19 protein-coding genes are annotated in these 22,713 nt (G+C 42.5%); 10 read left to right on the top strand and 9 right to left on the bottom strand.

The features are described 5' to 3' along the window. Nucleotides 1–414: 414 nt before the first annotated feature. The 6 genes from rdgB to JMY06_RS07240 all read left to right on the top strand — a co-directional run bounded on the left by rdgB (nt 415) and on the right by JMY06_RS07240 (nt 7,846). Nucleotides 415–1,074, top strand: a complete 660-nt coding sequence (gene rdgB / locus JMY06_RS07215; protein ID WP_201617645.1) for an RdgB/HAM1 family non-canonical purine NTP pyrophosphatase — start codon at nt 415–417, stop codon at nt 1,072–1,074. Nucleotides 1,075–1,314: 240 nt separating this feature from the next. Next, nucleotides 1,315–2,658, top strand: a complete 1,344-nt coding sequence (gene tig, locus JMY06_RS07220; RefSeq protein WP_201528767.1) for a trigger factor — start codon at nt 1,315–1,317, stop codon at nt 2,656–2,658. Between the two features lie 380 nt (nt 2,659–3,038). Beyond that, complete coding sequence (clpP, locus tag JMY06_RS07225; protein ID WP_201528841.1) at nt 3,039–3,671, top strand: ATP-dependent Clp endopeptidase proteolytic subunit ClpP; 633 nt, start codon at nt 3,039–3,041, stop codon at nt 3,669–3,671. Between the two features lie 97 nt (nt 3,672–3,768). Next, nucleotides 3,769–5,094 (top strand): ATP-dependent protease ATP-binding subunit ClpX, encoded by a 1,326-nt coding sequence (clpX, locus tag JMY06_RS07230; RefSeq protein ID WP_201617651.1) that lies wholly within the window; start codon nt 3,769–3,771, stop codon nt 5,092–5,094. A 197-nt stretch (nt 5,095–5,291) separates the two neighbouring features. Further along, nucleotides 5,292–6,326, top strand: a complete 1,035-nt coding sequence (locus JMY06_RS07235; RefSeq protein WP_227672231.1) for an SDR family NAD(P)-dependent oxidoreductase — start codon at nt 5,292–5,294, stop codon at nt 6,324–6,326. A 527-nt stretch (nt 6,327–6,853) separates the two neighbouring features. Next, nucleotides 6,854–7,846 (top strand): c-type cytochrome, encoded by a 993-nt coding sequence (locus JMY06_RS07240; protein WP_201617653.1) that lies wholly within the window; start codon nt 6,854–6,856, stop codon nt 7,844–7,846. Nucleotides 7,847–7,954: 108 nt separating this feature from the next. Here JMY06_RS07240 and JMY06_RS07245 read toward each other — a convergent pair whose 3' ends face one another. The 3 genes from JMY06_RS07245 to argS all read right to left on the bottom strand — a co-directional run bounded on the left by JMY06_RS07245 (nt 7,955) and on the right by argS (nt 12,047). Then, nucleotides 7,955–9,049 carry a PTS sugar transporter subunit IIC gene (locus JMY06_RS07245; protein WP_227672232.1) on the bottom strand — a complete coding sequence of 365 codons (1,095 nt, stop codon included), beginning with the start codon at nt 9,047–9,049 and terminating at the stop codon, nt 7,955–7,957. Between the two features lie 203 nt (nt 9,050–9,252). Further along, nucleotides 9,253–10,083, bottom strand: coding sequence for an SPOR domain-containing protein (locus tag JMY06_RS07250; RefSeq protein WP_201617657.1), 831 nt, complete (start codon nt 10,081–10,083; stop codon nt 9,253–9,255). A gap of 134 nt (nt 10,084–10,217) precedes the next feature. Continuing rightward, the gene (gene argS, locus JMY06_RS07255; RefSeq protein WP_201617659.1) at nt 10,218–12,047 is read right to left on the bottom strand and encodes an arginine--tRNA ligase; all 1,830 of its coding nucleotides are present in this window, start codon (nt 12,045–12,047) and stop codon (nt 10,218–10,220) included. Nucleotides 12,048–12,348: 301 nt separating this feature from the next. Between argS and JMY06_RS07260 the strand changes: the two genes are divergently transcribed. After that, complete coding sequence (locus tag JMY06_RS07260) at nt 12,349–12,567, top strand: DUF2788 domain-containing protein (protein WP_201529406.1); 219 nt, start codon at nt 12,349–12,351, stop codon at nt 12,565–12,567. A 103-nt stretch (nt 12,568–12,670) separates the two neighbouring features. On the opposite strand, the gene cmoB is transcribed toward JMY06_RS07260, so the two are convergent. Further along, entirely contained in the window at nt 12,671–13,708 is a 1,038-nt protein-coding gene (gene cmoB / locus JMY06_RS07265; protein ID WP_201617661.1) for a tRNA 5-methoxyuridine(34)/uridine 5-oxyacetic acid(34) synthase CmoB, read from the bottom strand. A 67-nt stretch (nt 13,709–13,775) separates the two neighbouring features. Then, on the bottom strand, nt 13,776–14,594 hold the full coding sequence (cmoA, locus tag JMY06_RS07270) for a carboxy-S-adenosyl-L-methionine synthase CmoA (protein WP_201617668.1): 819 nt from the start codon (nt 14,592–14,594) through the stop codon (nt 13,776–13,778). Between the two features lie 248 nt (nt 14,595–14,842). Here cmoA and msrA point away from each other — a divergent pair, with 248 nt between their 5' ends. From msrA to JMY06_RS07285, 3 genes are all read left to right on the top strand, one after another. Further along, nucleotides 14,843–15,364 (top strand): peptide-methionine (S)-S-oxide reductase MsrA, encoded by a 522-nt coding sequence (gene msrA / locus JMY06_RS07275; RefSeq protein WP_201529400.1) that lies wholly within the window; start codon nt 14,843–14,845, stop codon nt 15,362–15,364. A gap of 249 nt (nt 15,365–15,613) precedes the next feature. After that, nucleotides 15,614–16,285 (top strand): thiopurine S-methyltransferase, encoded by a 672-nt coding sequence (gene tmpT, locus JMY06_RS07280; protein ID WP_201617678.1) that lies wholly within the window; start codon nt 15,614–15,616, stop codon nt 16,283–16,285. 278 nt (nt 16,286–16,563) lie between these two features. After that, nucleotides 16,564–18,048, top strand: coding sequence for a lytic murein transglycosylase (locus JMY06_RS07285; protein ID WP_201617679.1), 1,485 nt, complete (start codon nt 16,564–16,566; stop codon nt 18,046–18,048). 185 nt (nt 18,049–18,233) lie between these two features. Here JMY06_RS07285 and JMY06_RS07290 read toward each other — a convergent pair whose 3' ends face one another. From JMY06_RS07290 to JMY06_RS07305, 4 genes are all read right to left on the bottom strand, one after another. Then, the gene (locus JMY06_RS07290; protein ID WP_201617681.1) at nt 18,234–18,530 is read right to left on the bottom strand and encodes a hypothetical protein; all 297 of its coding nucleotides are present in this window, start codon (nt 18,528–18,530) and stop codon (nt 18,234–18,236) included. Nucleotides 18,531–18,968: 438 nt separating this feature from the next. Beyond that, a complete protein-coding gene (locus JMY06_RS07295) occupies nt 18,969–20,027 on the bottom strand; it encodes a DUF4062 domain-containing protein (protein ID WP_201617683.1) in 1,059 nt (352 codons plus the stop codon). A gap of 197 nt (nt 20,028–20,224) precedes the next feature. After that, on the bottom strand, nt 20,225–21,127 hold the full coding sequence (murI, locus tag JMY06_RS07300) for a glutamate racemase (RefSeq protein ID WP_201617685.1): 903 nt from the start codon (nt 21,125–21,127) through the stop codon (nt 20,225–20,227). A gap of 161 nt (nt 21,128–21,288) precedes the next feature. After that, nucleotides 21,289–22,074, bottom strand: coding sequence for a DUF1285 domain-containing protein (locus tag JMY06_RS07305; protein ID WP_413786900.1), 786 nt, complete (start codon nt 22,072–22,074; stop codon nt 21,289–21,291). Between the last annotated feature and the right edge of the window lie 639 nt (nt 22,075–22,713).

Genomic DNA, 22,713 nt, shown 5'->3' on the forward strand with positions numbered 1-22,713 from the left:
TTAAACGTATGAGCATAAATTATCGGGCTAAGTTTATTGTTAATTAGAGTTATTGCTCAATGTGCTATTGCACATCGTTATGCATTCAGAGTTTAGCCTTATACTACTATTAGATTAATACTACTGACTACTTAATACCACTAATTAATAGGTATTACTGCTAAGTTATTATTAATTTTAAATACACAACTTGTAAGCTATAATTCACTATAGCTTACTGGGTATTATAGCAATAATAATGCCTAATATCAGTTACCGAATGTTATAGCACACAATTACTCTCTATTAACCTTATAATAGCTAAGCGAATACCCAAACAATTTGATTCGGTAGTACTCAATCTAATAGCATTTAATACCGTATAACTTTAACACTAAGTAATGATTTAATACCCTGTAATAATGGACTTAACTTATGAGCGACTTTCAATCCCAACATCTATCAGACAATGTATCGCAAGCAAACCTAACACAAGCGGACTGGGTTCTTGCCAGCAATAATAAAGGTAAATTGGCAGAGTTTAAACGACTGTTCGCTGAGGCTAATTTAGACGTTACGATTATGCCGCAAGGCCAGCTCAATATCGAAGACGCTATTGAAGATGGTCTAAGCTTCGTTGAAAATGCTATTATTAAAGCGCGTCATGCCAGCCGTATTAGCGGGCTACCCGCTATTGCTGATGACTCAGGTCTCTGTGTGCCAGTATTGGGTAACGCGCCCGGTATATATTCTGCTCGCTATGCCGGTGAGCACGGTAATGATACCCTGAACAATGCCAAGCTTATTGCTGATTTGCAGCCAATACGCGCACAGCAGCCCGATACCCCTGTCGAGGGTTTATTTGTTTGCGTATTGGCAATGGTTCGTCATGCCGATGACCCTCTACCGATTATCGCCCAAGGTTTATGGCAAGGCGAGATATTAAACGCGCCACATGGCGATGGCGGTTTTGGCTATGATCCGCTATTCTGGTTACCCGATATGCAAGCAACGGCTGCCAGCTTAAGTGCAGCTGATAAAAACCAAGTCAGTCATCGCGGTCAAGCCATTCGCCAGTTACTAGAGCAGTTATAGTTACTGACTTAATTTATAGTTATTAGCGCAGTTATCGTCGTAATAAAGGTTAATTGGCGTCATCGTTTAGCTATTACGCTCAAAACAGATAATTTTTACTTTAATTAACAGATAGATTATACTGGTCTACTTTTAAAATTTTATTAAAATACCCCATTCATTCCGTGGCAATCAGCTGTAACGCGCACATATTTTGAGGGCTTGATTGCCAACTATTTTAATCCTAAAGGTGTAATCAACATGGCTACAGATTTACAAATCACAACCAACAAGCTGTCTGAAAAAGAAACCCAGCTGACCGTTAAAGTACCTGTCGAAAAAATTCAAAACAAAGTCGAAGGTCGTATTCGTCAAGTGGCAAAAACAGCCAAAATCGACGGTTTCCGTAAAGGTAATGTTCCTATGTCGCATATCCGCGCCCAATACGGTGCTGGTATTCAACAAGAAGTGATCAATGATGTGATCCGCGATACGGTATTTGAAGCGATTAAAGCTGAAGATATTCGTGCCGTTGGCATGCCTAATATCGATGACGTAAAACTTGAAGACGATTTCTTGGTGTATCAAGCAACAGTTGAAATCTTCCCAGAAGTTGACGTTCAAGGTATCAATGACATCGAAGTTGAGCGTCATACTGCCACTGTTAACGAAGAAGACGTTGACACTATGATCGAGAACTTGCAAAAGCAGCGTGAAGAATTTGTCGAGAAAAAAGGCATGGCGGCAAGTGGCAATCAGGTTATCTTTGACTTTGAAGGGTCAATCGATGGCGAGAAGTTTGAAGGTGGCTCAAGCGAGGACTTCAAATTGGTTATCGGTAGTGACCAGATGATTCCAGGATTTGAAGCTGGTATCAAAGGTATGAAAGCTGACGAAGAAAAAACCATCGACGTGACTTTCCCAGAGGATTATCAAGCTGAAGAGCTGGCTGGTAAAGAAGCCCAATTCAAAATCAACGTCAAAAAAGTTGAAAAATCAAAACTACCTGAAATCAACGAAGAGTTCCTTGAGCTATTCGGCGTAAAAGAAGGCGGCATTGATAAGCTAAAAGACGATGTTCGCAAGAACATGGAACGCGAAATCAAAAACGCCGCGCGCAGCCAAGTCAAGCAAGCTACTTTTGATGCATTGCTAGAAAAGAACGAATTTGACGTACCAAACGCCATGCTAGAACAAGAAATTGAGCGTCAACGCAGCATGATGATGCAGCGTTTTGCGCAACAGTTCGGTTCAAGCGCTGATAGCTTCGATAAAGACATGCTACCAAATGAATTATTTGAAGAACAAGCGATGCGTGCTGCTCGTCTTGGCATCATCGTTGCTCGTGTTATCGATACCAAAGGTCTAGAAGTAGATCAAGAACGTGTTGAGGCGTTTATTAAAGAATCGTCAGAAAACTATGAAGATCCAGCAGAAGTAATCGAGTATTACACTAATGATAAGCAACAGCGTGCAAACATTGAGTCTGTAGTCCTAGAAGACCAAGTGGTTGATTATCTAATTGAGCAAGGTAAAGTAACTGACAAAGAAGTTAGCTATCAAGACTTATTAGCCGCTCAGCAGCAACAACAGCAATCAATGTAATATTGTAGTGTTTTAGCGCTACTCAACGAAACTGTGATTAAAGTGCCCTAACAATCTGTTGGGGCATTTTTATTGGTGGTTTGTGTGCTTACCCCTTGATAAATGACCATAGACGCCTTATTAATAGTGAATAATTAATCATTTATCAGCTCAAGACTTATAACATTAAACGTTTATAGTTTCAAAAAACTATCATAACCTTAATTATTTTTAGCTAAAGTCAGTTAGTATGACTAAAAAGCGCTGCTATCAATAATGAACCAATATCTACAATGATGAGCGCGTGCTAGCCTTTACCCCTTTATTTACACTTTTATTTATAGGATACCTCTATGACAGATTATGATCGCATCACTAATAACCCGCATTTTGATATGCTGATGAGTGCGCACAATGCTCAAGGTGCTCAGAATACCCAAAGCGCGTTAGTGCCAATGGTGGTTGAACAATCTTCGCGCGGTGAACGCTCGTTTGATATCTTTTCACGCCTACTACGTGAGCGAGTTATCTTTTTGACCGGACAAGTCGAAGATCATATGGCCAACCTTATTGTGGCGCAGCTACTGTTCTTAGAAGCTGAAAACCCTGATAAAGATATTCATCTATATATCAACTCGCCAGGCGGTTCTGTTAGTGCGGGTTTGGCTATTTTTGATACCATGAACTTTATTAAACCTGACGTGTCTACTATTTGTATGGGCGGTGCTTATAGCATGGGTTCTTTTCTTTTGACCGCTGGAGAACGAGGCAAACGTTATGCACTAGCTAACGCTCGGGTGATGATTCACCAACCTTCAGGCGGTGCTCAAGGTCAAGCCTCTGATATTGAGATTAATGCTCGTGAAATCTTAAAAACCCGTGCCCGCTTAAATGAAATTATGGCTGAGCGTACTGGTCAACCGGTAGAGAAAATTGAGAAAGACGTTGAGCGTGATTTTTGGTTGGATGCTAAAGAAGCAAAAGAATACGGTCTAGTTGATGAAGTATTAGAGCGTCGCCCTGCATCATTATAAACACGGTATAAGCGCTACCTATAGCGCCCACTATGTCACTCAGCATTTGAGTGGCATCAGTCTATTTATAAGCTTTAAATTCTAGGAGTGCCTTTTTATGGCAGAAGATAATACCCCGCAGTGCTCATTTTGTGGCAAAGCCAAAAGCGAAGTCAAACAGCTCATTGCCGCCGACGATGCCAATATTTGTAATGAATGTATTGAGCTGTGTACCGACTTGATTGTGGATAGCGATGTCAGTGATGATGGTGACACTGATGGTGAAATTGATACCACTTGGGTCAATAAAGAACTGCCAACACCAAAGCAATTACGTGCGCATCTAGATGATTATGTCATCGGACAGGACGGGGCTAAGAAGGCCCTAGCCGTGGCTGTTTATAACCATTATAAACGCCTAAAAGTCAGCCAAACCTTAGCAAGTGACCGCAAAAAAGCCAAAATTGGTGCTGATGATGCGATGGTTGAGCTGGCCAAGAGTAATATTTTGCTTATCGGACCAACCGGTTCTGGTAAAACCTTACTCGCGCAAACATTAGCGCGCTTGTTAGATGTGCCCTTTGCCATGGCAGATGCCACCACCTTGACCGAAGCCGGTTATGTTGGTGAAGATGTCGAAAACATCGTGCAAAAACTGCTGCAAGCATCTGACTATGATGTGAGCAAAGCTGAGCAAGGTATCATTTATATTGATGAGATTGATAAAATCAGCAAAAAAGGTGATAACCCGTCTATCACTCGTGATGTATCAGGCGAAGGTGTGCAGCAAGCCTTATTGAAACTCATCGAAGGCACCGTTGCTGCTATTCCACCACAAGGTGGCCGCAAGCATCCACAGCAAGAGCTGATTCAAGTGGATACCAGTAATATTCTCATCATCGTTGGTGGTGCGTTTGCAGGACTTGATAAAGTCATCCAGCAGCGTACAGAAAAAACTGGTATTGGCTTTAATGCTGACGTTAGCTCAAAAGAGGACGGCCGCCGTAGCTCAGAATTGCTCAAGTCGGTGCAGCCGGAAGATTTGATTAAGTTCGGTCTTATTCCAGAGCTAATTGGCCGTTTACCTGTGCTTGCCGCTCTCGAGGAGTTAGATGAAGATGCGCTGGTTCAGATATTGACCGAGCCAAAAAACGCACTTGTGAAGCAATATCATTATCTATTCGATATGGAAGGCGCTGATATTGTCTTTACTAAAGAAGCCCTTGACGCCATTGCCAAAAAAGCGATGGCACGCAAAACAGGGGCACGTGGTCTGCGCTCTATCGTCGAAAATGCCTTACTTGATACTATGTATGAGCTGCCTTCAATGGAAAAAGCTGAGACGGTCACCGTCACCGTTGATGAGCAAGTCATCAATGACGGCAAAACACCTAAAATAGCCTCGTCTACATCTGATTCAGAACAGCTGGCTGTGGACTTTTAAGTCGTCTTAGTTGCTTTTTAAAAAAAACGGTATCTGGCATCAAGTGTGCTTAGATGCTGTTTTTTTTGCACTTATCATTCATAGAGTCTCAGTCAAAAAATGACAGGCGCGTCTATTAATCGTAATCAAAGCTAGCGGCAAATCATGCTAAAGTAGCATGAATCGCTCACCACTAATGATACAAAGGACTGTTTATCATGATAACTGCCATGACGGCTATGACCAACACGCTGCGTCAGCGCCTAACCCTTTTTCCAAACCTTGCTTCTGCAAACGCTACCTCTGCAAATTCTGCTCAAAGTACAGATATCACCTCCTATTATCATAACCATGTCGCTGCCATTACTGGTGCCGGCTCTGGTATCGGCCGTGAGCTTGCCTGTCATTTGGCAAGTTTGGGTTGCCATCTAGCGTTGTCAGATATTGACGCTGAACAGCTGGCCAAGACCCAAGAGATGCTCATTGGCTACGATAGCAAAGTAATGACCACTGTGCTCGATGTCTCAGATAAAGAGGCCGTCGATGCATGGGCGGATAGCGTAATGGCAACCTATGATAAGGTGAACTTTATTTTTAATAATGCTGGGGTAGCGATGTACTCTACCGTCGAAGGCAGCAGTATTAGTGAGCTTGAATGGGTCATGGATATCAATTTTTGGGGCGTTATCTACGGTACCAAAGCATTTTTACCGCTGATTAAAAATAGCGTTAAAGAAAGTAAAACCAATGCAGCTATAGACAATGGCCATGTGATTAATATCTCAAGTCTCTTTGGACTGACCGCTCAGCCTTCACAGTCTGCCTATAATGCCAGCAAATTTGCGGTACGCGGCTTTACTGAAAGCCTACGCCAAGAATTGGACATTCAGCGTTGCGGTGTCTCTGCGACCTGTATTCATCCGGGCGGCATTAAAACCAATATCGCTAATAATGCACGCGGCAATGACAGCTTAAGCGAGCTTGGTATGCGCTCAGGTAGCAAAGCAATTAAGAATTTTAATAAGTTTTTGCGTTTTGATGCTAAGGATGCCGCCTGGATTATTCTACAAGCTGCAGCAACAAATCAACGCCGCTGTTTGATTGGCAATGACGCTAAGATGATGGATACGGTACAACGACTTTTTCCTAACCATTACAGCACTGTCCTGTATCGCGCCCATAAGCTATCACGTAAAATAAAACCCAGCCGCCGTGCCCAAACTAGCGCTACCAAATCTACTACTACTGTATAAAAACATTAAAAGCTGCCACCAATATAAAAAAACTCAGTATGAAGAGACTATATAAAAAAGGCTTAAACATTATTTATGTTTAAGCCTTTTTTTCAATACTAAATAAGCCAGTCTAGCTATTTTTAGTTTTAAAAACAGCTTTTACATATTTAGTTACGTGAATTAATACTTGTGCTAAGTTTGACCACATTTTAGTACCTAGTATTTGGTATACTAATGTTACTAGTAACTTACAGCTTACTGACGTATTCTATATTTTGTAACGGTTTAATGATTTAAATATGAGTAATTCTTAGCTAAAAGTTAATAATTACTCGTTTAGATGACGAATTTTATTATTGGTTGCCTATTATATTTCTATATTTACCTATCGGATCAAGTAATAACTATAGAAAGACAATATCCAAATCAGGATATTACAACAGTCAGTTTTTGACTAATCAATCAGTCTATTATGGGTATTTTGCTACTTAACATAGCATATAAATATAACTTTACATATTATTTTTTATAATAAGGATATGCCAATGAAAGATTTTTCATCAGCCAAACCTTCTGTCCTTATGGCAGCTATTTTTGCAATCAGTGCTGTTGCTATTACTGGCTGTAGCAGCGATAAGGACATCAAAGCCGTCGACCGTGTCGAAGAAGCCGCAGCTATCGCGCGGGTGCAAGGACTGGAAGCCCGAGAAGAACAACTAAGAGGCAATATGCCAGCAGCTACTGATACGACCGCATCTGCAGAACCAGATGCTGATGCTGGCGAAGCTGGCGCCAGACCCAGTATCAAAATGCCTGATGAATCGACTATTCCCGATGATGAAGGTGGGCCGGCAATACGCCGTGGTTTACAGATTGCTAATCATACCTATAAAGAGCTGCCGGACAACGTGGGCAACCAACTTAATTGTACCAGTTGTCACTTAGGCAACGGCTCAGAGGCCTATGCCGCGCCTTGGAATGGTGTCGCGAGTATTTATCCTATTTTCCGTACACGTGCGGGTCGTGTAAACTCTATACAGGAGCGGATTAATGGTTGCTTTGAACGTTCAATGAACGGTAAGCCTCTAGATCTAGGTTCAGATGATATGAACGCTATGGTTTCTTATATGAACTGGTTATCACAAGATCTGCCTATTGGCGTCTCACCTGAAGGTCGCGGATTTGCCAAGGTTGACAAGACATTAGAGCCAGATCGTGATAAGGGCGAAAAGCTATTTGCTGAGAAATGTACCGTTTGTCATGGTGCTGATGGAGAAGGCCAATATAACGATGATGGTACTTATGTCTATCCTGCCATTGCCGGTGATAAGTCATTTAACGATGGTGCGGGCATGGCGCGTACTTATACAGCCGCTTCATTTATTAAAGGTAAAATGCCATTTGGTCAAGGGAACTCGCTAAGTGATCAAGAAGCAGTTGATATTGCTGATTACTTTACCCATTTAGCGCGTCCGGTAAAAGCCAATAAAGATAAAGATTGGCCAAACGGCGGCGCCCCTAAAGACGTCCGTCGCTAATCTTTAAACATTTATAACTAAAAAAGCCCAACTACTTTAAATAGCTGGGCTTTTTAATGGGTACCGATTAAGATAACCGAGATAGCTTAGATAATGTTGGCACTAAATCTAAGGCAGTTTCATATCACCAGCGACCAGCCAGCCGAGGCGGCGCATGACATAAGCAACTGACCAAGCAATAATAGCAGGCAATACGAACATCAATAATATAATCGCTGTCCACAGCTGATTACTACTCATTATGTCTTGTGAGGCTTCGATAACGCCAAATACCCCAACCAGTCCTGCTGTGCCCATACCTGCTCCCGTTGCCGTGCACGCCAGCCCAAATCCTGCGGTCGCAATAGGACCCACAATGGCACTAGCTATGATTGCCGGTAATAAAATCAGGGGTTTTTTGAGCACGTTAGGAATCTGTAGCATGCTAGTGCCTAAACCCTGTGATACCACGCCGCTAACGCCATTGTCTTTATAACTTGCTACCGCGAAGCCAATCATATGCGCCGCGCTACCAACTACAGCAGCACCACCCGCTAAGCCGCCAAGACCAATCGCAATACAAATTGCCGCACTAGACGTTGGCAAGGTTAATAAAATACCAACCACCACTGCGATGACAATGCCCATTAACAATGGCTGTAGTGTCGTTGCGGCCTGAATACCTTGGCCAACAGCGTTCACTGCCGCAACCACCGGCGGATTCAGCAGCGCACAAACCGCTAATGCTACCGCACAAACCACTAAGGGCACCAGCAAAATATCAAGCTTGGTCTTGCCAGCAATCCACGTGCCCGCACGGTAGGCAAATACTGAGGTCAAATAAGCCCCAATCGGATTACCCGGCAAGGCAACAAAGGTTGCAGGACCGGCTACTTGTGGCGTAAACAGCGTCCCTGCCATCAACGCCTCAGAATGGGCGCCTAGCATCCCTGCTACTAAGCAGCTGAGCATCACTAAGGTGGGCGCTTTTAGATAATAAGCAATGCCCACACCAATTCCTGCCCCCATCAATACCGAGGCCATTTTACCTACGGCTATCAATGCTGATATATTTATCCAACCACCAATTTGTGAGATGATAAGTCCGGCAATTAAGGTAACAAACAAACCCAACGCCATACCTGTAAAGGCATCAATAAAGTACTTTTGAAAAAATGCTTTAATACCGCTATGCTGTGCTACTATTGTTTTGGATACATCCATGGTCATGCTCTTTGTCTAAAGCTCATAAAAGGGCTACATTAAAAAAATGAGTAAAAGTTAATAAAATAGTTTGGACTTATTAAAATAGTTTTAATAATACAATTTTAATAAGATTATTCCTATGAAGGACTACTCAATAGACGGGTATAAAAAAAGCGCCCTAATGGTGACGCTTTCTTTAAAAAAAACAGGCTATCAAACCGCTAGCGGCGCTGTTCAACAATAATAGAATCAATACCATTATTCTGCAAACGCTGCTGAGCATTGGTAACGGCTTGGCGATTATTCATCGGTCGTGAGATGACTTGATAGATGGGCGCACCGTTAGCAGTCGCATTTTTGACAACTTTTGCATCGACACCCGCCATCAATACTTGTGCACGGCGACGATCGGCTTCGTCTGCATTACCAAAACTATTAATTTGCAAAATATAAGTCGTAGCAGGCCCGGCCCTTTGCACGCTTGCCGTCCCTGCACCAGTATTGTTTATTTTGCTTGGCGCATTACTATTATTGCTAGTAGTGTTGCTGTTAGCAGGCGACGACCCATCATAAGTAGCATCTTCTTCAACGATGACAATATCGTTATCATCGCTGCTATTGGCCGCATTATTATTACCACGACTTGGCTCGATGACCGTATTTTCAGAAATACCGAAGTTACCGTTATCACCGTTACGATTGCTCTCAGGCTGCGTTACCACAGCATCAGGCTCAAAATCGCTGATACTACCTACCTCACTGCTATCGGAATCGCCAATAGCTTCATCAGGAATGGTTGCCATTTCTTGATTGGGCAAAATATCATAAAACTCATAATCGCTATTATCGGTATCAGTATCAACACGCGGCTGGACCTGTCGATTGGGATCAGTTGCCGTCGATCCGGCTGGGCTAAAATCAAATAATGGTGACAAGTATAGAAAAACCCCTATCATCAGCGTTAATACTGCCCCGACAAACATCCATAATAAGCCTGACACGCTACTGGCCTTGCGCTTTTCAGTGGCACCTTTGGGTTTTTTGGCTAACATGGATCGTATTCTCCCTACCGAATCTATCTATAATAATGAACTGTCTTTATAACCAAGGCTATATTAACAAGCGCGTGACGTTTTACGACTTTATATGCCACTAACGTTGCCATGTTAATGTTCTAAATTAGATGCTACATGCTAGACGGCGCTGACAATCCTAGTAAACCCAGACCATTAGCCAACACCTGCCGTACCGCTTTTGATAGACGCAAGCGCGCTTGCATCATATCCAGCTCAGCCTGAGTTGGGGTCTCCCCTGAAGTGAGACTTACGGGTAAAATACGATTGCTGTCATACCAGCCATGAAATAGCGCAGCCAATTCTTTAAGATAATTGGTCAATACGTGGGGCTCATAACCTGTCGCTGAACGTAATAAGGTAGTAGGATAAGCAGCAAGCAGCTTGATAACTTCATTTTCAGCAGGTGCAATAAGTAGATGTTGCTGCTGCGCACCAATAGCATCATCCACTTTAAAGCCGCTGGCAGCTAATTTTTCTAGTACACGGCAGACGCGCGCATGGGCATACTGAATGTAATAAACCAAGTTGTCTTTACTTTGGGATTTGGCAAGCTCCAAGTCAAAGTCGACATGCACTTCTGGCTTACGCGCTACATAATAAAAACGTGCCGCATCATTACCCACTTCTTGACGTAATTCACGCAAGGTGACAAACTTACCCGAACGTGATGACATTTGTACCTTTTCATCGCCACGCCATAACGCCACGAACTGTACCAACACCACATCAAGGCGGTCAGCGTCAATACCCAGCGCTAATAATGCGGCTCTAACGCGCGGCACATAACCATGATGGTCAGCGCCCCAGACATTAATAACTTTATCAAAACCACGGTCGAACTTATTCTTATGATAGGCAATGTCAGAGGCAAAATAGGTACTCTGACCGTTAGCTCGGCGCACTACTCTGTCTTTTTCATCACCAAAGTCGGTCGATTTAAACCAAATATTCCCGTCTTTTTCGTACAGATAGCCTTTATCATCCAGTATTTGTAATACTGGCTCAATCTCAGCATCAATTGACTTTTCGCTGAACCAGCATTCATAGCGCACGCCAAAGTCGTTTAAGTCGTCTTTGATATCCGCCAAAATGCTACTAAGTGCCGCATTTAAAAATAGCTCGTAGCCATTACCGAGCAGCGTTTTGCTATTGGCAATTAAGCCATCAATATGCACTTCTTTATCACCCGATAACAGCACTTTTTCGCCATCAGCATTAACTTCGAATTGCGCATCTTCTGCGACATTTTTTATTACTTGGGAAAAGCCATGTACATAACTGTCGCCATGCTGATTTTTTAAGGTCTCTGCAATATCACGAACATAGTCACCTTGATAACCATTGACTGGGAACTGTACACTTTCGCCATTGGCTTCAAGATAACGCAAATAAGTGCTGGTCGCTAAGATATCCATCTGCCGACCGGCATCATTAACGTAGTACTCACGGGTGACGTCATAACCAACCGCTTCTAACAAGTTTGACACACTCATGCCAAATGCGGCACCGCGTCCATGACCCACATGTAGGCTAGAGGTTGGATTGGCTGATACAAACTCAACTTGGACTTTTTGCCCATCGAACTGCTTACTCAAACCAAAGCGTTCTTGCTGATTAAAAATATCGTCTAATACAGCAAACTTAGCTTCGGCGTTCAAAAATACATTGATAAAACCGGGGCCAGCGATGTCCACTTGACGAATATCTTTATTATCTGGTAACGCATTAACGATTTTTTCTGCCAACGCGCGCGGATTGGTCTTGGCCGCTTTGGCCGCAGTCATTGCAATATTGCTGGCGAAATCGCCATGACTGGCATCTTTAGTACGGGTAATCTGGCTGTTGTTTTGCCAATCATCAGGTAACGTACCGTCAGCTTGTAACGTTTTGATAGCATCGTCGAATAGCGAAGCTAGCGTATCAATTTGGGCTTGTGACATAAGATTATGAACTCGGATGAATAATACGAAAAGATAAGTAACCTGTAAATATAACAACCTTTACGCTGCATTGCACCATTTGCACCAAAAATACTCTTAAAACTCTTAAGCATACAGGCTAAGTACAGCATCGGCGTTGACTAACGAGTAAGCAGATAAGTCTTGGGTGACTGATAGCGGCACTGATAGTATAAGTGACGGTAGCGCTGATTGTAGCATTACTGTTGCCTCATGATTGGCAGCCGTTTATACCAAGCTTTTTACGCGCTATAATCACCGTTTATTCTTGGGAAATAATGCTATGTTTGCAATTGCTGAAAGTACTGTCACCAGCTGGGGGCTGTATATTTTATTACCGATATTTATTGCCTTCTTATTTTTCATTATCTGGGATCTCTCTAAACAGTCCGGTGCGGGGCGCGCAGGCACATTTTGGATGTTTTTAGCTCTTGGTGCTGGCTTTATAGGATTTATACTCAAGATTTTAATAGAGGTTGCGTTTAAAAAATGGTTTATCTAGATAATGGCTATTCTTGATACCGATCAATTTTAAATCTGCACTATATAAGCATCATTTCATAAGCAGTATTTCAAATTAAAAACTTCAAACAGTTTAAATAAACCTACTTTTTAGCAATTAAAGTAGCACGCTTTGGCGCTGGATGACCTTCAAGAGTTTTCGTCGGATCATTTGGATCTAAAAAGTCTTGCAATGAATGATATGTCATCCAGTCCGTTTTGTGCTGCTCATCACGTGAAGTTACCGCCACATCGACGCAGCGTACATCGGAAAAACCTGCCTTTTCTAGCCAGCCAATCAAGGCGGCAACCGACGGTAAGAAATAAACGTTATTCATCTGGGCATAGCGGTCTTGCGGTACTAACACCGTGTTGGCATCGCCATCCACCACTAAGGTCTCTAATACCAATTCGCCCCCTTTTACCAGCTGACCTTTAAGCTGCTGCAAATGCTCAAATGGCGACTGGCGATGATACATCACACCCATACTAAATACGGTATCGAACAGCTGACTGTGCTCAGGTAAGGCCTCAAGCGGTACCGGAATGTAGTGGGTACGGTAATCGTCTGCTGCACCGACAAAGTGCCTGATAGCCATAAACTGGTGGTAAAATAAACAGGAAGGATCAACGATAATCACTGTATCTGCACCCGCCCCTGCCATCCGCCAACCATGATAGCCAGAACCACCGCCCACATCGAGTACCCGCCGACCTTTTAGATTGCCCAAATGCGGTACGACGCGTTGCCATTTCCAATCACTGCGCCATTCGGTATCAATGATTATAGGCTGGCTTTCCTCTCTATCATTCTCGCTGCTACCAATCTGAAAAGGGCCTTTACGCCATGGCTTTAATTGCTGTAATAAGGCATGGGTTTGCTTGCGTTCAGAGTCGCTAAGCGTCCCATTAATCGTCACTCTATCACTATCTAAATCCGCTGTCTCAACATTAATATCAGGCAGCCGTGCCACCGCTGCTTGATAAGCAGGCGCGTGAGCATAGTTGGCCTTATCTTTGATACTATTCAGCCACTCAGGTAGCTTTGATAACCAGTCATAGGCGCTTGGCTGCGTTTGTGCTAGCGCTAATAAGGTTAAATACAATGCGCGTTCAGCGTAGATAACAGTGTCATTAAGCATAAAAAAAACCATTATTGTTATTATTTAAAAATGAAGATGAGAGCGCTTATTTGCGTAATAAAAGCGGTTATTTAAACGCCATAATAGAGATAAAATTCAAAAATTGGAACCATGTTAAATGACGCTCAAAGCCAACTTGGGCCAAGCGTGTATGGTGTTCATCTAAGGTGTCAGTAATCAATACATTCTCCAGCGCATTGCGTTTGCCACTGATTTCCATTTCGGTATAGCCATTGGCACGCTTAAAATCATAGTAGCGTTCGACCAGCCACGCATCATATTGCTCATCGAAGGCATGAGTTTTTTCAGTCAATACTAAAATCCCACCCTCGCTTAACGCGGCATAAATTTTATTTAGTACGTCCACCCTATCCGCCGCCGGTAAAAACTGCAAAGTTAGGTTTAATATCACCATATCACAAGGGTCAAGCTCAATGTTTCTAATATCAGCAGTGATAACTTCAATATCATGTTCAGGGTAATTATCGCTTAGTAAAGTACGCGCCTCAGTGGTCATCGCTGGAGAAATATCGACTGCTTTGATTTGTAAATCGTGCGGCGCAAACTCGCCTGCCAGCGCCATACTTGCCGCCCCAAGAGAGCAACCCAAGTCATAAACTCGGCTGACACGGCGACCATACCCAGCCTGCTCATTAGGCTCCTCTTGCTGGCGATACTTACAATGCCGCCGCGCAAATATAGGCAGCATTGCCAATACTTGACCATAACCGGGCACGCTGCGGCGAATCATATCCGGAAAGCAGGCGACCACTTGCTCATCAAAAGAGAAGCGCGCTGCCTTATCAAGTGGCGTGGTAAATAATGTATCGTGTTGAACAGTATTCTGTTGGATAGGAGGTACTGGCAAAGATGTAGACTGACTCATGGAATAACTCGTTTTTTGATAATGAAACGTTTACTAAAAGCAATTAAATTGCTGATTAATTGTTTATTGATGACAGTTTTTGGCTGTACTTTCATAGCTTTTAGCCATTTTTCAATAACCATCCACTTAGCAATAGCGCATTATAACATTACTGTTTGTTACTTATAATCACCTGTGCGCCTGCTAAGCTAAATGAATAGAATTCATACCCCATTTTTCATATTTATTCATGACAATAGGACAAATTTATGCAAACTATTATCTTAGGCGGTGGCTGTTTTTGGTGCACTGAATCCGTATTTCTATCCCTAAAGGGCGTTCAATCTGTTGTTTCAGGCTATATGGGCGGCGAATCTGCTACCGCTAACTACCAAGCTGTTTGTGGCGGTAATACGGGACACGTCGAAGTTATCAAAATCGAATTTGATGAGTCAGTGCTACCGCTAGAAGTGCTGCTGGATGTGTTCTTTGGCACTCATGATCCCACGACTAAAGACCGCCAAGGTAATGACGTCGGTAGCCAATATCGTAGTGTGGTGTTCTATACCGACGAGGATCAAAAACCAACCGTCGATCGCACGATTAATAAACTACGCGATATGGGTCTCAATATCGTCACTGAAGTGCATCCTGCTGTTGATTTTTATAAAGCTGAAGACGCGCATCAAGACTTTTTTAATAACAACCCAGGTCAAGCATATTGCAACTTTGCTATTCCGCCAAAACTTGCCAAACTGCGTAAAGAATTTAGCCAATATATGGTTAGCTAAAGAGCCGCTTGCTTAACCTTTAACCTAATTTTCAATAAAAAGCCAAGTGTTGTTACGCTTGGCTTTTTTATTTGATTTAACATTACTTGTAAACAAACACTTTGCAGCACTGAGTTTTCCGCACATAGCTAAGTATTTATAGTATCAGATATTAAAAGCCGTTAACATTGAGTAAAAAATAGCATTAATAGAAACTCTGATTAATGAAGAGCATGACTAATAGAGACTATGACTAATAAAGGTAATTATATGAACCCTGAATTTTGGCAAGAACGCTGGAAAGATAAGCGCATTGGTTTTAATCAATCTGCGGTTCAACCGCTATTGGTTAAATACTTTACGGAATTAAACCTTCCCGCTACTAGCAGAGTATTTGTACCCTTATGTGGTAAATCAATCGATATGGTATGGCTAGCAAGCCATGGCTATAATGTGGTTGGGGTCGAATTGGTTGAGTCAGCAGTTCAGGAATTCTTTACTGAGCAGGGCATCAAACCTACGATAACGGAACCTACTGATAATCCAGCTATCAAATGCTATCAAGGCATGCTGTCCGGACAAACGATAGCGTTATGGGTTGCTGATATTTTTGCCCTGACAGCCGATGATATCGGTCACGTTGATGCGGTCTATGATAGAGCAGCATTGATTGCCATGCCAGCAGATATGCGCTCAAAATATAGCGAGCAAGTAAGGCAGCTTAGCAGCGATATTAATGGTGATACACCGCAATTACTATTGACGCTCAATTATGATCAAAGCAAACGCAATGGCCCGCCATTCTCGATAAGTAGCGAGCAAGTCCACCAATATTACGGCAATCATTATCAAATCTCTGAGCTCGAGAGCGAACCGTCGACTTTGAACGCAGCACCAGAGTTAGCAGTGACTGAGCATGTTTGGTTGTTGGAAAGGGTATAGACGAATCTGACCGTCTAACGATAGTAGATGACAATATTCGATGTCAATCTAGATGGCATTGGATAGTACATCAGATTAGCAAAATTATTTTATTTGTAATACCCAACATATTTTTTGAACAGCATTCTATCTAATCTCTCCCCCACCTTGACTCCACGTCAGCTTCTAGTAACTAACTGCATCGATACCTTTTCTTTATTGTTGATATTGGTTACTCTAAACCACCCTTCTTACACTGAATTCTTGACCATCTAATATCTTTTGAGGACTTTACAGATATGAGCCATCTTAATACCTATGCCAGTTTAGCTGCCGCTGTCGGACTTAGCTTAGCGACCATGAGCGCCCAAGCTGCCAGACCAGAAGCCCCAAATTTATCGAATGCTGAGTTCCAGCAATGCCTAAACACACTCAAAAATAGCAGTCAGTTCCGTGACGTATCGGCATCAACTTTTGAGCGCTATCGTCCCAGCGAACCTGATCCTAGCGTGATTCAATCTCTCAATTATCAGCCTGAATTCCAAAAAGATATTTGGGATTATTTATCAGCATTAGTGGACAAAGAGCGTGTAGAAGATGGCATCCGTGCCAAACACCAGTGGGCAGATACGCTGCGCCAAATTGAATCGCGTTATGGCGTCAAAGCTGAACATGTCTTAGGTGTATGGGGTGTTGAGTCTAACTTTGGACAGACACTAGGTAAGAAACCTCTATTTGAATCATTGGCAACCCTATCTTGTTTTGACCGTCGCCAAAGTTATTTCCGTGGTGAATATGCCAATGCGCTAAAAATCGTACAGAACGGTGATATTAATCCAAATGATATGACGGGGTCTTGGGCAGGCGCCTTTGGACAAACGCAGTTTATGCCCAGCACATTTTTAGAGTTGGCGGTAGACTTCGATGGCGATGGTCGTCGCGACTTAGTTAATAGCGTTCCTGATGCGCTCGCCTCTACCGCAAACTTCTTAGACAAACGCGGGTATCGCTCAGGCGAGGCTTGGGGCTATGAAGTCAAACTGCCAGACGGATATTGGGCAGCATCGAATCGTAAAGATAAAAAATCGATGAGCCACTGGCGCAATCAAGGCTTAACGCTAGCGAATGGTAGTCCGCTTCCCTATGATTTGAGCAGTGCCGGATTATTATTACCGGCAGGTAAAGATGGCCCCGCATTCTTAGTGGGTAAAAACTTTGATACATTTTATTCTTATAATGCTTCAGAGAGCTACGCGCTAGCGATTGCTCATTTATCTGACTTAATTACTAAAGAAGACAGCAGTAAAACGGACTTTATCACCGCATGGCCAACCAGCGATCCTGGTATCAGTCGTCAACAAGCTAAAGATATCCAGCAAGCCTTATTAAATGCTGGGTACGATATCGGCGGCGTTGATGGCATCATTGGTGACAATACCCGAACGGCTATTCAGCAATATCAGTCCAGTCGCGGCATTTTCCCCGCCGATGGACGCGCAGGACAAAGATTTTATGGTCTAATTGCTGGTAACGACTCTCCTAACAATGTCCCTAGCAGTACTACCTCCTATGGTAATCAATACGGCCAACCGTCAAACAATCAAACTTTAACCCCTGCTCCTGCCGATCGTATGGGACAGCTGATTCAGCAACAGACTATTACCCCAAGCACTTCTTCACCACAATCATCATCTAAGCCATCGACTTCAGGTAATACTCGCTATCGCCGCATCACTGATGCTGATGGCGTTGTACGTTTAGTACGGGTTGATGAGGGCTTTTAAAGTCACAGCTTTATCTTAGTTATAGCGTGGTTTTAAACTGCTGCGCACTAAATGATAGACAAATAAAAAACCACATCCAATTGGCTGTGGTTTTTTTATTAAATTAAATTAAATTAATTTTATTGTTATATTAATAATGCTCTAAGGCTTATAACGATAAAAGCTATTAAGCTTTAAGGTAAAACTTAAACAATTGGCGGTGGATTAAGCTTGCCGTTATCGCCATCCCAGTTTTCACGAGCCTTATCATCGAGGTCTGCCGGTGTTTTAGGCTCCCATTTGCCATTTTCTTTCCACGTCGCATCACCCCAGTCGTCTTTTTCTTTCTCATCCCAATCTCTATAAGCCTCACTAGGATCTATCCCACGACGCTTCATATCAGCCACTTGCTCTTCTAGCGTATGAAACTGGTCAGCGTCATGCATGGTCTTTTCTAATTTATCAATTTTTTGAGTTAGATCATCATGTTTAGAGTTACTCATTGTTCTCTCCTTAATAGCCAAAATATCAACGTTATTTTTTAACTTGGTCTTTCAAATTCAGTTTCAACATATAGTCTTGCAGCATACTCTTTATTTTTTCTATGCCTATATTTCTGTAACCCCTATTTTTATGGCACTCACTATAGTATTTTTATTTTAATAAGTGACTTTTCATATTTCCAACGATATTGCTAATAACTATTAATACCAGTCAACACTATTTACCCCACTGAATAGCCTATTATCACTACTCTACGGCAACTTAACAATGGCTGGCGCGTATGCTTTGTATTACAAAACGTAGCGTCCGAGCTGTGATATATCCGAGCTATAGTTTAAAAAGCATAATGGTTTAAAGAGCAATTGAGATTGAGAGCGAGTTGTTAATTGAGGCTATCAAAATAAAAGACAAGCCAAATAAATAAAGACTCGTAAACCTTATGATGGATTGACAGATTTAGGCTGATTGACTGTCTTCAAAATTTTTTTTGCGTAAAAGGTAAGTTTCCAAAGCTCTTGAGATGCCCGCGCGCCAGTTGCAGTGAGCTGAATCCAATTAGCCGTAACCAATAAGCGCTGCAGTTTGAGCAAGTCTTTCTGGCTGATTTGACAACGCGAGACCGCATGCACATTTGGCATAAGCTGCTTGATATCATAGTCAGCTTTGGTGGTAACCAACCGATTTATACAGCTTTGCAAACCATAAATAGAAAAGGCCGAAGGAATTTTAATCAGCGCCTGCAATATCTCTTGCCACGTGCAGCTTAAATCCATGGTTACGTCGGTCAAGTTGCCCCCTTCGTAAGCCTGAGCGCTATATTGAAAATCAAAGGTATCGGTTAAATTCAGCGTTTTAGTCAGGCTATCGAATACCTCGTTCTCTTGCGGCTGAATGATGGCAGGCTTAACGCTGGTGGGGGAAATAGCAGTCGTAGACACGGACTTAGCATAGGCGGTAGTCGTTCTAGATGGCGGCGCGGAGTGGCTAACAGAACTATTAGCAGGATTATTAGCAATATTATCGGTGGAATTTTCTCGTACCCAGCTCAATGCTGGATAGCGCTCAATCATATCGCCATAAGCGTAGGTGAGCAGCTGATGAATGTTAGTCGTACTGGCATAATAATAGACGCCAGTGGTTTGCTGCTCAACCAGCCGCATAAAATCGCGTAGCTGCGGGTTTACATTAGCATTTTCTTGATGAGTCTTGATTAAAGTCAGCATGGGCTTGAGCTTAGCTTTAGCGCTTAAATAGCTCAGATGCATTTGGCTAACACCAGTATTATGCGTAGCACCATAACTATCACCGAGCACTACCAGAGTGTAATCACAATCTTCAATACATTGGCGACCATATAACGCCGCACGCGGTAACTCGCTTGAGACATCATAGGTTAAAAATGCACGTGTTTGAAAAAATAGGGCTATACGGTCTAACACCAGCATCTGATCGCTGGGCGCGCATACGACATGTATATGATACCGACGATTAGACACAATAACCTCTACAGCTTCAATAATGACATCAAAGAGAGCGTCACTATCTTAAACTTCACGAACCCTAGACTAGCACAATCTTACTAAAACAGGCGCAATTTATCTTGGCATTCTATCTAAAACCTTAGAGAAAGTAAGGATATTTCATATTTACTAATATTAGTCTTTATTAAATGGTTAATTCTAATCAAACTGCATTAATTACAATGCAGTTTGATTAGAATTTGCGAGCCTAATAAACGGCGAACCAAACGACTGAGTCTATTGTCGTATTTGCTGGCATAAAAGGTCAAAGGATAGACGATATGATTATTATGAACGTCTTTTTGTTCAATCGGTGCTAAGCATGGCAGCTCAGCAAGTAAGTCACGTTCAGCGAGCAAATACTGCACACGCGCAGCGATAGCATAGCCTGAATCCACTATATGCATTGACAGCTGTTGCGCAGCAATATTATGGATTAAAAAGTCTTTAAAAAAAGGATAATGGGTACAGCCCAATACTAGGTAGTCAATCTTGTCATCAGCAAACTGTCCTAATTGCTGACGTAAACGTTGCGCAGTTTCAGCAGTCGTTGGCATACCAGCCTCTACCCAAGGTACCAGTTCTGGGTCAAAATACTTGGTTACTAGCGTATGATTGGACGCAGCAATATCAGCAATGACTTGATTAAGTAAGGTGCCATTTAAGGTAGCTTTGGTTGCCAGAACCGCAACATGACCACTTTTACTGGCCAACACCGCAGGTTTGAGCGCCGGCACTAAGCCCACAATAGGCAGAAGTGGATAATGCCGACGAGCTGCATCTAACGCGTAGGCGGAAGCACTATTGCAGGCAATGACGATTAGCTTACAACCTTGTTGATATAACCATTCTACTGCTATCAAGGTCAACGCTTCAATATCTTGACTGTCGCGATTGCCATAGGGAACATGCAAGGTATCAGCATAATACACATAACGTTCAGCTGGCAGCTGCTGGGCTAAATGCTTATAAACCGATAGACCTCCCACTCCAGAATCGAACAATCCAATCGGCGCATGACGGTCTTGATAAGTAGTTACTGCCGGCATGGAAGTGGTTAGCGCTTGCTGCTTCATATTTGACTTAATCTGCCCAAACAGTAAAGTAAAAGAGACTATTTTAGCACCATTTTCTATGAACGCTAATAGCCCTTATTATCTATTAGCGTCCATATCGCCTAGATGTTGGCAACGAACTGATATTACTTAACAGTGTTATAACCATTGAGTTTGCCTCATTAACTATCTGGCATTGAAATCTGGTAAGACTTGTCACCGCTTGTTAAGGTTAAAATGGCAATGCCATTTTGCTCAGTTAGTTCACCAATTTCAGTCAAATGATAAAAAGCATTACGACCTATAAGGGCCTCTAAACCATTTCGAACCGGCATATAGGGTCGAACTTGAGGCTCAGTTAGTGACTCTTTTACTTCTTCATTATTTATTTGATTTAAAGCAGTTGATTTATTCGGTTGATAAGCGCGCAGGGTAATCGGATGCGCGTCATCTAAACGTACCACGTCACCGGTAGTGGTGGTAAATTCCAGCCAGCTTATGGCGTTTTCGGTCACGATACCGACATCATTAATAAGTAGTGGCACATCTTCAACTGAAATACGTAGCTTTTGGACGGGCGTTTTTAAGAAATACTCAATCACGCCGTCATTGTCTTCTTTCCATAAAATAGTAGCAAACAAGTGCACTAATGACTCACGACCGATCAATCCGCCTTCGTGCCACCACTCACCATTGGCTTTAATAACCAAATTCATATCAGCGACTTGCTCAGGATGCCATTTTTCAAGCGGTGGTATATCGCGCCCTTGCCGCGACCCAGCGGTAGCTTTGAGGTATTGATCAAGACCATCAATACTATCTAGTTTAGTGTCATTTAACTTAGTGTCATTTAACTTAGTGTCATTTAACTTAGTGTCATTTAACTCAGTATCACTTAACGCAACACGGGTTAAAGGGTCTGGCAAATCCTGTGTGCTCTTATTAGCATTGGTTTTGTCCGTCATCACACAATCTCCTAGCCGGGATCAAGTAATAGTAAGTACGTATTAGTCGAAGTTTGCGATATCCAGCATTACTATTCATTTTAGTTTCGGGTATGATAAAGCAACATAGACATTACTTGCTCATCATATTAATATTACCTTAACACTGATACCCATAAATGCGTGTCGTGTTTATAGGGCTTTTCTTTTATAATGAGTAATTGTTTCTTATTAAAATGGCCGCGTGGGTGTTGTTTTAATTGTTCTTTTTACGTTATATATTGATATGATTTCACTGCTAGCCTTCATTGTGATGCAAACTTTCAATAGTAACGTTGTCAATTTATGCCGCAAAGACAGTTTTTATCGGGCAGCCATATGTCTGAGGGTGATTAGTAGCGCAAGCTTTATTATTCAATTGCCCTGCTAGTTATATCCACAGCAAATCAGCCACTAAAGGTTTAGGAGTAGATATGCAAGAGCAAGATAAGCAAACGCCAGTAGCGCCAGAGTCAATGGACCTGAATAAAGATGCTGCTATTGAGAACGTTGCTACTGAAAACGTGATTGTTGAAGAGGCCGTTGTTGAAGGGCCAGCTGGAGAAGTCGTTGTTGAAGAGCCTGTTGAAGAAGTAATCGAACCAGAAGCACCACCAGCTGTCG

Origin of the sequence: Psychrobacter urativorans (assembly GCF_904846675.1) — a bacterium.
In the GTDB taxonomy this organism is placed as follows: Bacteria; Pseudomonadota; Gammaproteobacteria; order Pseudomonadales; family Moraxellaceae; genus Psychrobacter; species Psychrobacter urativorans_B.

Coding starts and splice junctions, on each gene's coding strand:
- rdgB (WP_201617645.1), top strand. CDS start 415: ATGAGCGACTTTCAATCCCAACATCTATCAGACAATGTATCGCAAGCA.
- tig (WP_201528767.1), top strand. CDS start 1,315: ATGGCTACAGATTTACAAATCACAACCAACAAGCTGTCTGAAAAAGAA.
- clpP (WP_201528841.1), top strand. CDS start 3,039: ATGAGTGCGCACAATGCTCAAGGTGCTCAGAATACCCAAAGCGCGTTA.
- clpX (WP_201617651.1), top strand. CDS start 3,769: ATGGCAGAAGATAATACCCCGCAGTGCTCATTTTGTGGCAAAGCCAAA.
- JMY06_RS07235 (WP_227672231.1), top strand. CDS start 5,292: ATGATAACTGCCATGACGGCTATGACCAACACGCTGCGTCAGCGCCTA.
- JMY06_RS07240 (WP_201617653.1), top strand. CDS start 6,854: ATGAAAGATTTTTCATCAGCCAAACCTTCTGTCCTTATGGCAGCTATT.
- JMY06_RS07245 (WP_227672232.1), bottom strand. CDS start 9,049: ATGGATGTATCCAAAACAATAGTAGCACAGCATAGCGGTATTAAAGCA.
- JMY06_RS07250 (WP_201617657.1), bottom strand. CDS start 10,083: ATGTTAGCCAAAAAACCCAAAGGTGCCACTGAAAAGCGCAAGGCCAGT.
- argS (WP_201617659.1), bottom strand. CDS start 12,047: ATGTCACAAGCCCAAATTGATACGCTAGCTTCGCTATTCGACGATGCT.
- JMY06_RS07260 (WP_201529406.1), top strand. CDS start 12,349: ATGTTTGCAATTGCTGAAAGTACTGTCACCAGCTGGGGGCTGTATATT.
- cmoB (WP_201617661.1), bottom strand. CDS start 13,708: ATGCTTAATGACACTGTTATCTACGCTGAACGCGCATTGTATTTAACC.
- cmoA (WP_201617668.1), bottom strand. CDS start 14,594: ATGAGTCAGTCTACATCTTTGCCAGTACCTCCTATCCAACAGAATACT.
- msrA (WP_201529400.1), top strand. CDS start 14,843: ATGCAAACTATTATCTTAGGCGGTGGCTGTTTTTGGTGCACTGAATCC.
- tmpT (WP_201617678.1), top strand. CDS start 15,614: ATGAACCCTGAATTTTGGCAAGAACGCTGGAAAGATAAGCGCATTGGT.
- JMY06_RS07285 (WP_201617679.1), top strand. CDS start 16,564: ATGAGCCATCTTAATACCTATGCCAGTTTAGCTGCCGCTGTCGGACTT.
- JMY06_RS07290 (WP_201617681.1), bottom strand. CDS start 18,530: ATGAGTAACTCTAAACATGATGATCTAACTCAAAAAATTGATAAATTA.
- murI (WP_201617685.1), bottom strand. CDS start 21,127: ATGAAGCAGCAAGCGCTAACCACTTCCATGCCGGCAGTAACTACTTAT.